Here is a 15,796-nt window from a genome sequence, read left to right on the forward strand (position 1 = left end):
AAAATGAAGAGTTTCACCTTATGCGAGGTATTTACAATTCTTATTTGAATCGTTATAATCAAGAAAAAATGACACTTGTTAGGGGAGGCACCCCAACAGAGGACTTTGTTCCTTTGTTGGGGTGCCTCCTTTTTTTGGTGTGCAGAAAAGGAGAGCAGACGTTGAAGAAATCCCGAAAATTGGTAAAAAAACAAGCCGAGCAGCTGACCAAAGTAGTGCTGGCTTTTGCCTTGCTTTCACCTCAAGCACTGATCGCTGAATGGGGGGCAACAGCCGTTATGGCTGAAGCTGTGGAAAGCATCAGTATTGTATCCGATACCTCCAGCATGAAGGCTGTTCAATCCTCCAAAGTGAAGGTGGAGATGAACAGTGATGGCAAATACAGAATTGTATTGCTTCCCAATACCAACGTATTTTACGGCGGAGATACCGGAAATGTATCCACCATTATTGATCACAACGGAACCCCCATTAACTTTAAGTCATTGCCGCTCAATTATTATCGAATCAACAACAACGTCATTGAAATGTCCCGTCAAAAGGACAATGTCGAGTATATTTTGCGAGTATCCATCGTCAACGCCACGTCTCAAGGCGGTTATATGAAAGTGGAGCTGGAGGCTGTTAATCGCAGCGGCTCGACGCTCAATCTGGGAGGCACGTTCTACTGGGATACCATGGTGAATGGCAATGATGCTTCACCATTTGAAGTGATTGAGAACGGCTGGCGCAATTATAGCGGCGGTGTGCAGGTAACTGCTTTTTATGCCAACACGTATAATGTCGTGGACGCAGATCGTATTTTCATGGGGCAATATAACAGCCCGGATAATGCCCAGCTTACAGGCGGCTCCGCTCCATCTTCGTTTGCGCCAGGGCAGACCGTAACGGCGAGTGATACTGCTGCACAATTTTGGTGGAGTGGCAAAGCGACAGCCAACCAGGCTTCACGGAAATTTTCCACAATTGTGGGCATTGGTCCGAAAAATGCACCGCCCTCCTTTACATTATCAGCCCCTTCTTCGGGCCAGACCTATTATAAAGGGCAGCAGCTGCAAATTTCCGGTACAACCCGGGATACGGATGTGGGAGATCTTTTGACTGTAAAATGGTCGATCGACGGTGGGGCGGAAAACATCCTGACACAGATGACGGCCACAGGTGTGAATCAGTCATTTAACACGAATTATACGTTACCAGAAACTCTCGCCGATGGCGCACATACGTTACAGGTATGGGTGATGGATGACAAAGGGGGAGTGTCTTCAGCAGGAACTGTCCATTTCACGGTGAGAAGTTTCGTTGTTCCAGGAGCGCCGACGTTTGCAGCGGTGAACAGCAATAATATGACGGTGAACTGGGATAAGAAGGCGAATGACGCTTCCGTGACGTATGAATTGAAAAATGTAACGACCAATCAGAGTTTCGATACGGGTACCTCAAACAGTCGCCAGTTGACTGGACTTACACCGAATACACAGTATTCCTTTGCGGTCCGGGCCAAAAATGCAGTCGGTTCCTACACGGGATATTCAAGTTCTGCGGCCAAATATACACTGGCAAACTCGCCCGCTGATGCAGCAGTCACACAGTCTGGTAACTCCGTAACGGCCAGTTGGAACAACAATGGTAATCCCGCTGGAACCAACTACAAAACCGAGATACGAAAATCTGGCGGACAAGTACTCGCATCGGGTACAACCTCCTCGACACGTACTGAATTGGCTATAACTGGGCTCGCCGACGGAGTGTATGAAGTGTATGTAGCAGCACTAAATGGCGAAGGCATACAGACACCATTCATATCTGCTGGTCAGATCACAAAGGACACAACAGGCCCGACTGCTCCCTCTATATCCGTCAATCCATCTACTTGGACCAAGGAAGAGGTGGCAGTTACCATAACAGCAGGTTCGGATGCCTTGAGTGGGGTGCAGAAGACACAGTACAAACTGGGGATAGGGGGAGAATGGAAGGAATACAGCGTACCAGTCACATTTGCTTCTGAAGGAAACACACTCATTTTTGCACGCAGCATAGATACATTTGGCAATACAGGCCAAGAAGCTTCTGTTACGGTACGGGTAGACCGAACCGCTCCAACGCCTCCCATGATCTCATTGAATCCACCGGAATGGACCAATTCGGATGTCACGGTGACATTAACGGCAGGTACAGACGAGGCAAGCGGCGTTGGTCTTACACAGTACAGGCTTGGTGATGAAGGAACGTGGATCAATTACCAGGAACCGTTTATATTGAATGCAGAAGGAGTAACCGGAATTCAGGCGCGGAGTGTGGATCGAGCCTCGAATGTCAGTGGGTCAACTTCAGCTACTGCACGTATAGACAGGACAGGACCCGAGGAGCCGAATATTATGCTCAGTGACGATGACTGGACGAATCAGGATGTGTCTTTTGAAATAATCAGCGGTGAAGATACAGGAAGTGGACTTGTCAAAAGCCAATATCGACTAAATGAGCAAGGTCCCTGGATCGATTACACGGGCGAAGTGAAGGTTACCGACGAAGGACAAACCGCCGTATATGCTCGCTCACTAGATAGGGTAGGGAATATAAGTACCGTAGCAAAAGCAATCATTCGGATCGACAAGACTGCTCCAACAGAGCCGGTCATTACATTAAGCCAATCTGGCTGGAGTAAGGAAGACGTGCAATTTACGATTGCCGGAAGTGTAGATGAACATGCCATATCATATGAGTATAGTTTAAACGGAGATCCATATATCACAGGGAACTCGGGTACTGTGAGCATAAACGGAGCAACTGTCATTCGGGCCAGAGCTAGGGACGCCGTCGGTAATGTTGGCACAGAGATCAGTCGTACGGCTTACGTCGATCAGATTGCTCCAATGATTACATTTACACCGAATGGACAGGGTTGGACTGATACCGATATATCCGCCATGATTCAATATGAAGATGCTGACTCAGGCATCCATGAGCTGAAACGATTCTATCAAATAACGGGCAGCATCGCCCCACCAGAGAACTGGACTGAAGCCGAGTCCAATAAGCCCGTAATTCCAATCGATTCGGAAGGCATCTGGTATATTCATGCCAAAGCAACCGATGAGGCAGGCAATACATATGAAACCGTATCCTCACCTTATCAGATTCAGCGCAAGCCAGAACAACCAGCGAATGTGAGCATCACACAGATCAATGAAACTTCAGCAGAACTTACATGGGACCTGCCGACAGGAGAATGGCACACGGATGGATACCAATATGAAGTGATGAATAAAACAACAGGACAGTCGTGGACAATGGATTATCCGAACCACTCGTTAATGGATGCTTCTCTGAATGGAGGGCAAGTCTATGAATTTGAGGTCAGAGCCAGAAACCACACAGGTTTAAGTGATTCAGTAACGATCCGTGCATTAACGGTTCCTGCGGCGCCGGGATCATTGCAAGTTCGTAAAGTGGAATCTCAGCCAGATCTAGCAGAAGTACATTTCGATTCCGTTCAAGGCGCTACGGCATATCGGATCATGGCTTCAACTACAGACGGAAGAAAGGTATATGATGAGACCATATCCGACTTTTTCCGCATGACTTACATTAGCAATCTGGTCCCTGGGACAATTCATACCATCTCGGTTACTGCTTTGAATGAAAGTGGTGCGGGAGGTCGAAGCCGGACGGGGTTCTTGACTTTGCCTGCAGCACCAGGTCAATTTGCGGCAGTGCAGATTCGGGAGCATGAGATCTCTCTGGCATGGGATACGGTAACTTCAGCCACATATTACAGTCTTTCGCGCAGTGGGACAGGAGTCTTCGAAGGATTGGAAACCGCGTATGTAGATGCAGGTCTGGATAGTGGTACAGAGTACAGCTATGAATTGCTCGCTGCGAATGAAACAGGAGAAGGGCCCCCGGCAGACTTGCAAAAATGGATGACCCTGCCCGGTGTTATTGAAAACTTGACCGTGGATGAGCCTACAACAACGAGCTTGCGTCTAAGTTGGGAGCCTGTAAGAGGTGCTGAGCAATATGAGGTCTATGTGGATGGAGAGAAGAGGCAGGCGCTGCCCGCCGGAACCCATGAATGGGTCGTTACGGGATTGGCTGCAGGTACTATGCAACAGTTGGAAGTGCGGGCGGTCAATGGGAGTGGAGAAGGTCAATCGAATCGGGTAGCTGGAACGACCCTTCCCGAGAGTACTTCAGGGCTTCACTTTGTTCAACCGACCGAGACAGGAGCTATACTTAAATGGGATGAAGTCCCCGGGGCCACCCATTATCGGGTGGTTCTTGATGGACAGAGCTATGAAATATCAGATACACAGCTTATCGTCGATCAATTATCAGGCAGTCGTCGCTATACGTATCAAGTGGAGGCTGGAAATGCTGCCGGGTATGGTGCGGCCACAAGTAGCGAACTGCTCACTTTACCAACCAGACCTGAAGGGATGGCAGTAACGCGTATCGATGAAACAAGCATGGGAATGGAGTGGGAATCGGTAAAGACAGCCGAGTCCTATATTGTGAGAATCAATGGAACTGAGGTTGGTCGAACTTCTCAACTTACCTATACGGCTGAAGATTTATTGCCAGGGCTGGAATATGTGTTGGAGGTACAGGCCGTGAATGCCTCGGGAACAGGTCAATCGGCAAGTTTGATCCAATTATCCAAACCAACGCCGCCTTCAGGAATCGTTGTTGAACCTAAAGTACATAAAGCAACCTTGTCTTGGGACGCTGTAGAAGGTGCATCAGAGTATTTAATTTACCAGAATAATAAGGAGATCTATCGTGGTATGCAGCCGACGGCGCTGATTACTGGGCTTCAAGATGGAACAAGGCACGGCTATACTCTTCGGGCGGTAAATAGACAAGGGACCCAATCCGAAGCGACGAATGTCTCCGTGCTGACCTTGCCTAAGAAACCAGTTAAAGTTCAGGCATATGATGTGTCAGAAAACAGCCTTAGTCTGGATTTCACCAAAACAGGTGTAAAAGGGGCAGACGAATATATCATTGAACGCAATGGGCGTGAGATCGCTCGTTTGGATGCTAGTGAAGGCCGCTTCGTGGACAGGGACTTGTCTTCGGGCACGAAATACACTTATATGATCCGGGCGGTCAATGCAAGTGGCTCAGGCGAATCCTTAACCTATGGGGTAATGACCCAAACACGGCCAGTACCCGCAGATGGGATTAGTGTAATTAAGGGAACACATGCGTTTGATCTGGCCTGGGAAGCAGTTCAGGGGGCCACTGCATATGAAATTCACAATCAGACCACGGGAGAGGTGCAGACGGTAACCGTACCTTCGGCCCATCTCGCGAGTCTGCTAGATGGCACAATGTATGAGTATGAACTCACAGTAATGAATGAGGATGGTCACCGTTCCACTCCAGTGCAGGTTCATTTACTGACCAAGCCTATATCCCCGCAAACCGCAAGTATTGAAGCGGTAACGGATCAATCGGCAACACTTAATCTGAGTGGCAGCGCCACACGAGGAGCGGATCAATTGATCCTTTTGCGGGATGGGAATGAAATTGACCGTATTCCGGCTGACAGGATTTCTTATGAAGACAAGGACCTGACGCCGGGAGAGAAGTACACCTATACGGTCAAGACTTCTAATGCCTCCGGTGATAGCGATACGGGATTCGATGTTCTATTGCGGACGCTACCCGCAACAGTGACTGAACCGCTGCATCCAGATGTGATTGGAGAGACGGAGGCAGTGATTACGTGGGAGAAGGTTCAAGGGGCCGATGGTTACATTGTAAAGATAGCGGATGACGAATTTACTACAATTACAGAGAGAGAACTGACTGTGATCAGACTTACAGGGCTTGCCAGCGCAGCCCCGTATGATCGGGTGCAGATCATTCCTTATAATACGGCGGGTCAGGGAAGGCCTATTAAAGTCACGCCATTTTTCACATTGCCTCATGTTGATTCTATTGAGATGAAGCTGTACCCGGAAACAAATCATGCCAGACTGGAGTGGGCTTTCCCTTATCTCAACGAGACGTTTGTAGTTATGATGGAGGGCATGGAGCTATACCGCGGCAAACAAAAAGAGTATATCGTTGATGAACTGGAGGGTGGAACGAATTACTCCATAGAACTGTATACCGAGAACGAGCAGGGAGACATCTCTCATAAGCTTGAATATACGTTATTGACCAAACCGGAGGCACCGAAGGAAATGGAATATCATTCCACACAAGATAGCATTCAACTTCAGTTTGGAAAGAGCCAAGTCAAGGGGGCCGAACAGTTCATCATTGAACGTAATGGAGTGGAGATCAGCAGAGTATCGGTGGACGAACCTTTTTATAAGGATCAGGGGCTCGAACCTGGAGTCCATTATGAGTACACCATTAAAACAGGGAATGCTTCCGGTATTAGCGAGAATGGTTTGAAGCTTAACGCAGTTACGCTGCCCGGCACTATTTCCTCCTCTCCTATAGTCGAAGAACGAGCTGCACATGGAGCGGATATACTATGGGATATGGCTCCAGGTGCAACGGGCTACCGGATCTACCAGCAATCCGAGCTGATTGCAACAACAACAGAAACGTCCATGCACATTACCGAATTGAAAAGTGCGCAGCGCTATCCTGACTTTTCCATCGTGCCTTTTAATGAGGCGGGAGACGGGAAGACCATCCTTGTACCTGAGTTCGAGACACTGCCGTCGAATGAAGTCATTGTTTCAGCGGCGGCCCAAAGTACAAGCAGTATTGTAGTGAGCTGGAAGCTGGAATCTGCGAATGAAACGGTTGTTCTTTCCCATAACGGGCATGAAATTTATCGCGGGAAGGATCGAAGCTACATCTGGACTGGCTTAACGGGTGGACAGCGTTATGATGTGTTGTTATGGACTGAAAATTCTGCTGGGGAAAAAAGTGAAAGCCAACAGGCTTCGGCTGTTACTATGCCGTATCCACCTTCGAGTGGAGGAACTAGCCCAGCAACGCCTTCTTCCAAACCGGAGACTGAACAGGCAGAAGTGACCCAACCTGATTGGGATGGCAAACCTGATACAGCAACGAAGAAACAGGTCAAATTTTTGGATATTGGTCAAACCTTTAATAAAGATCAGATTATCTGGCTGGCAGAACAGAATATTATTCAGGGTGTGAGTGAGACCCGTTTCGAACCGCGTCGTCCCATTACACGAGCTGAGTTCACAGCACTTATTGTGCGATTAATGGGTGTGGACACATCTGTTGGTTACCAGCATTCTTTTCAGGATGTGAACAATCAGGATTGGTATGCTCCAGAGATTGAGGCAGCGGTAAGGCGTGAAATGGTACATGGTATGGGCAATGGTAAATTTGCACCTAATGCACTTGTCACCCGGGAACAGGCATCCAAGATTATTGCAAATGTTATTCGCAAAATCAAGCCGGAGCCCGCGACTTTACGTCGTGTTTTTACCGATCAGATGGATGTGTCCGATTGGGCCAAAGAAGAGGTGGAAGAGCTTGCCGGAATGTACATGCTAACCGGATACGAAGACGGCAGTTTCCGTCCCATGCAGCATTTGAGCAGATCCGAGGCGGCGGCCCTGATCTTCCGTTTGAACAAACTGATTCGTATTATAGAAGAAAACCAAACTATGGAGGGAAATCAAACGAGTAAAGAGACTAACACACCAAAATGGGATAGGACGATTTAGTTTTAATCCTAAAATGGCTTCATCATTTCATCATCGTCTGTAGAACATTATCGGTTGTTCGACTTTTAATGTTATAATAGGTTGCCAATAGGATAAAAATAGGGTAATGGACAGTGGTGATGAATGATGAATAACAAATTTATACGAATCTATGAAGATATTGCAGCACGAATCCGTACCGCCGAAATTCAAGCCGGATCGCTGTTGCCTTCGGAGCTGGATTTGGCTGAGAGCTACCAAACCTCCAGAGAAACCATCCGCAAAGCACTTAAAATGTTGTATGAAGAAGGATATATTCAGAAAATTCAAGGTAAAGGCTCCATAGTTTTGGATATCCGTAAAATTGACTTTCCAATCTCGGGACTCGTCAGTTTCAAGGAACTAGCCAAAAAAATGGGACACCGTGCTCAAACGTATGTGAAGGTTTTTGAGGAACAACAGGTCGATCAGGCCTTGTACAAAAAAATTAATTTTGGTCTGAATGAACAGGTGTGGGAGATCCGGCGTGTACGCAAAGTGGACGGAGTCCATGTTATTCTGGACAAGGACTATATTAGTCAGAAGCTTATTCCCGGATTGAGCAAGGAGATATGCAATAATTCTATTTACGAGTACATTGAGGAAGAGCTGGGATTGACCATCTCTTTTGCCAAAAAGGAAATTTTGGTGGAGGAACCTACCGCTGAGGATCGGGAACTGCTCGATCTCGATGGATTCCATAATGTAGTTGTCGTTAGAAGCCAGGTGTACTTGGAGGATGCCAGTCAATTTCAGTACACGGAGGCGAGGCATCGACCGGATAAATTCAGATTTGTTGATTTTGCCCGGCGAAGATAATGCACGTTACGTTTTGGTAGTAAAAAGAGTACTTTTTCACTGCTTGTCAGTGAATGAAGTACTCTTTTTGTTATGGGAAAATCCGAAGATCGTCCATCAAGAACCGTTGAATGTCAATGTTCTTCCTTCTTGCCTGAGCGTATGATCTCAATATACACGAGTCGAGGAGTGAATAGATTGAATCACATAACCGTAGAACCCAAAGTTAGAGTATGGGAAGAGAGCAGGAACATTCCGACCTATGGTACAGGCAAACCGGATCAAAATCCGATGTTTCTTGAAAAGCGAATCTACCAGGGGAGCTCCGGGAAGGTGTATCCGCTTCCGGTCGTTGATCGTATTGATGATGAAGTTACGGATCAACCGTACCGAATCATTATTCTTGAAAACGAGTATGTGCGTATAGAGATGATGCCGGAACTGGGTGGTCGCATTTATCGTGCGCTAGATCTTACGAACGATTACGATTTTGTATATTACAATCGGGTGATCAAACCTGCTCTGGTAGGTCTTGCTGGACCCTGGATCTCGGGAGGTATTGAATTCAATTGGCCCCAGCACCATCGGCCCAATACATTCGGTCCGGTAGATTGTACATTTTCGAGCAATGAAGACGGGAGCGCTACCGTATGGATTGGTGAAATAGATCGCATGTACGGGACAAAGATGACAGCCGGTTTTACGTTGCATCCTGGGAAAGCATATCTGGCGATTAATGCCGAAGTATATAACCGTACCCATGAACCTCAAACCTTTCTGTGGTGGGCAAATCCGGCTGTTGCCGTTAATGATCATACGCAATCGGTGTTTCCGCCGGATGTAACGGCTGTGCTGGATCACGGAAAACGGGATGTGTCCCGCTTCCCCATTGCTACAGGGACGTATTACAAGATGGATTATTCTGAAGGTGTCGATATCTCTCGTTATAAAAATATACCGGTTCCAACATCGTACATGGCTTACAAATCCGATTACAATTTTGTGGGTGGTTATGATCATAGTGTTCAGGCAGGGTTGTTGCATGTAGCCAACCATCATGTATCTCCAGGCAAAAAGCAATGGACATGGGGCAATGGTGCATTTGGGCAGGCATGGGATCGTCAACTCACGGATGAGGATGGACCGTACATTGAATTGATGACAGGTGTATTTACGGATAACCAGCCTGATTTTACTTGGTTGCAACCTTATGAGAGCAAGTCCTTTTCGCAGTATTTTATGCCCTACAAAGGGGTTGGTATGGTCAAAAATGCCACGATTGATGCGGCTGTAAACCTGGAGCTCGATAAGGAAACAGGGCAAGTCGTTGTAAGTGTATATGCAACTTCAGTGTTTGCCGATGCGGCAATTGAACTGAAAGGGGCAACTACCGTGTATCTGAGCGAAACTTGTACCCTTTCACCAACCCAATTATATAAGACTTCATTGCAATGGAGTGGTGAGGAGGACTGGCATCAGTTGATGGTAACTGTTCGTGCCGCGGATGGAAGAGTGCTCGTTTCCTATCAGTCGGAGCCAGCTGGACTGAACGAAGTGCCGGAAGCAGCCAAACCACTCCCTCTGCCTACCGAGATTCGGACCAACGAACAGCTTTACTTGGCAGGGCTTCATATTGAGCAATACCGGCATGCCACCTATGAACCAGAGTCTTATTATCTGGAAGGGTTGAAGCGTGATCCGGGTGATATCCGTCATAATATTGCATACGGCACATTGTTGCTGCGAAGAGGCTCGTTTCAGCAGGCAGAGGTTTATTTTCGCCAAGCTGTGCAATCGCTCTCATGGAAAAATACAAATCCCTATGACAGTGAATCCTTCTATCAGCTCGGCCTTTGTTTGAAGCTGCAAGGGAGACATCAAGAAGCGTACAAAGCACTTTATAAAGCAGTCTGGTCTGCACAATATCAGGATAGCGGATATTTACTGCTTGCACAGATCGATACAGCGGAAAATAACGACGTCGAAGCGTTGGAACTGATCGAACGTTCGCTGATCCGTAATACCAGAAACTATAAGGCACGTCATCTGAAGGTGGCTTTGCTGCGCAGGACGGGCCGAGAGCAACAGGCGATGCAGTACGCTCGCGATACTCTGGAGCTGGACCCGATTGATTTTGGAACTGCTTATGAGTTGGTTCTGTTATACAGTGGAACATCTTCACTGGCAGATCATGAAAAGAAAGCCCATGCGATTGTTCATTTCAAAAAGCTCATGCGTGGGGACGTCCATAATTATATGAATGTGGCTGCAGATTACGCTGAGAGCGGATTGTGGCATGAAGCGCTAGGAGTACTTGCTTACTATGAATCCGAAGTAGAGCAGGTGTACCCGATGGTGTATTACGCTCAGGCGTATCTGCACCGTAAGGCAGGTGACCCCGAACAAGCTTTGCAATGTCAACATCAAGGGAAAGTCGCCAAGCCGAATTACTGTTTTCCGAACAGTCTGTTTGAATTGCTTGTGCTGCTGGATTCGCTCATTGCAGATCCGTTCGATGCTCGCGCTCATTATTATGTGGGAAATTGGTTGTATGATAAAAAACGGTACAAGGATGCCATTACCCACTGGGAAACCTCACGTGAAGTTGATCCTACATATCCCACAGTACATCGAAATCTGGGACTCGCGTATTATAACAAGCTTCATCAGCCTGACGATGCACTGGTATCTCTAGAGGAAGCTTTTCGCCTGAATCCTGCGGACGCTCGGGTCTTCTACGAGTTGGATCAACTGCACAAGAAGAGGGGCAGCTCCTGTAAAAACCGAATCGCATTATTGGAACGACACATGGACCTCGTTCATTTCCGTGATGATTTGTACATCGAGTGGGTTACATTGCTGAACATGCTAGGAAGACATCAGGAGGCATGGAATGCACTTCAAGGTAGACATTTTCATCCCTGGGAAGGCGGGGAAGGCAAGGTCACCGGACAATATGTTATGGCCCTTACTGAACTGGCGAAGCAACATCTGGCGAAAAAACAACCCGAACAAGCAGTAGATTTGCTGAAAAAATCGTTGATTTATCCGCACCATTTGGGTGAAGGGAAATTGGAAGGTGCGGGTGACAATCCGGTGTACTTCTATCTTGGTTGTGCCTACGAACTAATGAACAATACCGAGGCAGCAAAAGAGAACTTTCTAAGAGCTTCCATCGGGCTGGACGAACCTGCAAGTGCCATGTTCTATAACGACCAGCCGCCTGAATGGATCTATTATCAGGGCCTGGCCTGGGAACGAATGGGGAATTCAAAGGAAGCAAAGCGTCGATTTAACAAGCTGATTGATTATGCGGAGAGACATATGCACGACCACATCAGAATGGATTATTTCGCTGTCTCCCTGCCGGACTTTCTGGTCTTTGAGGATAATCTGGATCAACGAAACGAGGAGCACTGTCGATACATGCGCGCACTGGGACTGCTCGGCCTTGGACGTAAGGACGAAGCGGGGCTTGAATTGGAACGAGTGCTGGAGATGAATCCGAATCATCAAGGAGCATATGTGCACAGATAAACGTATTATTGAAACCAATGAGCTTGGAGGAGATATATTCATGAATAAAAATATAGCAGGTAGCCATATTCAATTCACGTTGGATGTGGAAGACAAAGAAATTCGTGTGGGACGCATGACCGGAAATGGTGGCAGAAACCCGCAAGGAGAGTCCTACGATTTCACTAACTATTATATGACACGCGACGGTAAACCCCATATTCCGGTCGTTGGAGAATTTCATTTCTCCAGGTTTGCTTATCTGCAATGGGAGGAAGAGCTGCTTAAGATGAAGGCAGGCGGTGTGAGCATCGTGGCTTCCTATATTTTTTGGAATTTTCATGAGGAAGAGGAGGGGCATTTCGATTGGTCGGGAAACCTGAATTTGCGGCATTTTGTGGACTTGTGTGGCAAACATCAAATGCCACTGATTGTACGAATTGGACCTTTCTGTCATGGGGAAGTCCGCAATGGCGGCATGCCGGATTGGTTATTCAGCTATCCATTTGAAGTAAGATCCAACGATGAAGGGTATCTTTTTTATGCGAAAAGGCTGTATGGGGAGATTGCACGTCAACTCAAGGGTTGCTATTTTCAGGAAGGAGGCCCAATCATAGGGGTTCAGCTGGAAAATGAGTATATGCATGCGGGAGCACCACTGGATGTGTGGGGATACAAGAACGGAAAATACATTACTTCTGGAAGGGATGGGCAGAAACATCTGACAGAACTTCGCCGGATCGCCGAGGGGGCGGGTATACGACCGATGTTTTTTACGGTCACTGCCTGGGGAGGTGCAGCCGTTCCGGAAGAAGGCACCCTGCCCATGCTGGCTGGGTACGCCTACACCCCATGGATCCCCAATCAGCCTCCAAGCAGCGAGTATTTATTTCGTGACCTGCATAGGAACCCTGTTGAAGCACTTGACTATGACAGTCAGGCGTACCCCGCTGCCTATTGTGAACTTGCTGGAGGCATGCAAGTCAGTTATCACGCTCGTCCTGTTGTGGACGCAGACAGCGTAGAAGCAATGACCATAGTAAAGCTGGCGAATGGCAGCAACATGGTGGGGTATTACATGTATCACGGAGGCTCCAACCCGATTGGCAAGAAGTCTTATCTGAATGAGCAGGCATTACCCAAAATTACATATGACTATCAGGCTCCACTTGGAGAGTTTGGACGTATAGGTGAGTCGTATGATCGCATTCGTACGCTGTCCATGTTCCTGAAAGCCTACGGAGAGATACTCGCACCTATGGGAAGCGTTGTCCCGGAGATGCAGCATTCCATCAAGCCGGAAAATACACTTGATATGCGCTGGTCTGTTCGTCAACAGTCGGGTTCAGGGTTTTTGTTCATTAACAATTATCAGGATCATGTGAACATGCCGGATCGGGAAGTCTGTCTGGAATTGCAGACTGCAAAAGGAATTACTGCTTTTCCGAAACAAGGAACGATGCAGTTGAGGTCCGGCAGTGCTGCGATTTTACCTTTTCATCTGAAACTGGATAGATTGGAGATTATTAGTGCCACTGTACAGCCCTTGACCCGATTCAAAGCGAATCAGGAGCTAACGGCCGTCTTTTATGCTCATGAAGGAATAACCCCGGAGTATGTCATAGCCAAACGATCTGTTACTGATCTGATCATGGAAGCAGGTAAAGTATTTGAGGTGGATAATGAATATGTTATACAACCCATGGCAGGAAAAGAACATGATTTGCGAGTCATAACGTCGGAAGGGACGGTCATCCGAATCATGACGTTGACCCGTCAGGAGGCGTTAGATTCCTATCGATTTAATCTGGGAGGGGAAGAAAGACTCATCATTAGCAGCAGTCATCTGTATATGAAAAATGATCAACTGATATGTACGTCTTCCGGTCAACCAGAGATGGAACTATCTCTCTTTCCGGTACCGGATACGATGAACGTATCGAATTCTGAATATACGGTTATTTCACAATCGAAGCAGGGGATCTTTGGCACATACACACTCCAAGTTCCGGCGTACGCACCCGCAGTAGAGATTAGTTATCCCAAAGAACATGCTGCTATACTTGATATTGAAGCACAATGGCCTGAGCAAGTGGAAGATGTCTTCGTTGAGATTGATTATGAAGGCGACGTAGCAGAGGCACATATTCATCATCAATTACTGACGGATCACATTCAGTATGGACATAGCTGGAAGATCGGTTTGAAAGCGTCACGTCACCTCTTGTATGATCATGCACTGCGTTTGTCTATCACGCCTCTTCGGAAAGGAACGATAGAGCGCTATGTTAATCAGGCTTATGTTGAAAGATTTGAAGGTGTGGAGATTGGAACGTTTAATAAGATCAAGTTGGTACCGCATTATCGAGTAGGAATTATGATGTGATGAGTAGTGCAGACAAGTAAAAACAACAGGCTCTAACACGGCTCTTTCTCTTGACTTATTCTGGGAGAAGGGGTCTTTCTTGATTTCAGAAATAACTTCCTTATCATGGGAATAAGAACTTGACGGGTAAGCGTTTTCATTTTATTATGAATTTATAACCTTAACGATAAAGTAATTTAAAGTGTACAAGAAACTTATTTGATTCCTATTTATTTCGTTAACTTACTTCGATTCTTGCGTTATTCGTTTCAATTTTAGTTAACCTGCTTATTGCCTTGAGCAAGGTTAATTGAAATATATTTAAAAAATGTGGGAGGTTCTAACGAATGGTCAAGTTGCAAAAGGGCACTATCATCACCGTCATTGCTGCACTCATGTTTGTGATGTTGGGAAGTGCTGCGCCCAAGGCGTCTGCTGCCACAGGATTTTATGTAAGCGGTAACAAATTGTATGATTCTACGGGTAAAGCTTTTGTCATGCGAGGCGTCAACCACGGTCATTCCTGGTTCAAAAACGATCTGAACACTGCAATACCAGCCATTGCAAAAACAGGTGCCAATACGGTACGCATTGTTCTCTCCAATGGGACGCAATATACCCAAGACGATTTGAACGCCGTTAAAAACATAATCAACGTGGTGAGTCAGAACAAAATGATTGCAGTGCTTGAAGTACATGATGCAACAGGCAAAGATGATTATAATTCGTTGGATGCAGCAGTGAACTACTGGATTAGTATCAAGGAAGCTCTAATTGGCAAGGAAGACCGCGTTATCGTAAACATTGCCAATGAATGGTACGGAACATGGAACGGCAGTGCCTGGGCTGATGGGTACAAAAAAGCAATTCCGAAACTGAGAAATGCCGGCATTAAAAATACATTGATTGTAGATGCGGCCGGTTGGGGCCAATATCCGCAATCCATTGTGGATTATGGACAAAGTGTATTCGCAGCAGATGCACAGAAAAATACGGTTTTCTCCATTCACATGTATGAATATGCGGGTAAAGATGCCGCAACGGTCAAAGCCAACATGGAAAACGTGCTGAACAAAGGTTTGGCTCTAATCATCGGTGAGTTCGGTGGATACCACACCAATGGGGATGTCGATGAATATGCAATCATGAAATATGGTCAGGAAAAAGGAGTAGGCTGGCTCGCATGGTCCTGGTATGGTAACAACTCAGATCTGAATTATCTGGATTTGGCTGCCGGTCCAAACGGAAATTTAACGAGCTTTGGCAACACGGTGGTTTATGACACATATGGAATTAAAAACACTTCAGTAAGAGCAGGGATCTATTAATGATCTCTATTAAATTGTGAGCAAGGAGCACCCTGACGAATTCGTCGGGGTGTCTTTTTTTGAAAAGAAGATTATTATAAAACCACCTTTTGAAT

General features: G+C 46.7%; 5 protein-coding genes. All 5 read left to right on the forward strand.

The window, feature by feature from the left end; all coding sequences use genetic code 11:
• Window positions 1-161 precede the first annotated feature (161 nt).
• Window positions 162-7,676 (forward strand): fibronectin type III domain-containing protein, encoded by a 7,515-nt coding sequence (locus ACFTRD_RS09685; protein WP_379379212.1) that lies wholly within the window; start codon window positions 162-164, stop codon window positions 7,674-7,676.
• Window positions 7,677-7,802: 126 nt separating this feature from the next.
• A complete protein-coding gene (gene treR / locus ACFTRD_RS09690; RefSeq protein ID WP_192273421.1) occupies window positions 7,803-8,513 on the forward strand; it encodes a trehalose operon repressor in 711 nt (236 codons plus the stop codon).
• Window positions 8,514-8,690: 177 nt separating this feature from the next.
• Window positions 8,691-12,029 (forward strand): DUF5107 domain-containing protein, encoded by a 3,339-nt coding sequence (locus tag ACFTRD_RS09695; RefSeq protein ID WP_379379214.1) that lies wholly within the window; start codon window positions 8,691-8,693, stop codon window positions 12,027-12,029.
• A gap of 40 nt (window positions 12,030-12,069) precedes the next feature.
• Window positions 12,070-14,394 carry a beta-galactosidase gene (locus ACFTRD_RS09700; RefSeq protein ID WP_379379216.1) on the forward strand — a complete coding sequence of 775 codons (2,325 nt, stop codon included), beginning with the start codon at window positions 12,070-12,072 and terminating at the stop codon, window positions 14,392-14,394.
• 374 nt (window positions 14,395-14,768) lie between these two features.
• A complete protein-coding gene (locus tag ACFTRD_RS09705) occupies window positions 14,769-15,701 on the forward strand; it encodes a glycoside hydrolase family 5 protein (RefSeq protein WP_379381264.1) in 933 nt (310 codons plus the stop codon).
• Window positions 15,702-15,796: the final 95 nt, after the last annotated feature.

Source organism: Paenibacillus sp. NPDC056933 (assembly GCF_042674385.1).
GTDB lineage: Bacteria > Bacillota > Bacilli > Paenibacillales > Paenibacillaceae > Paenibacillus.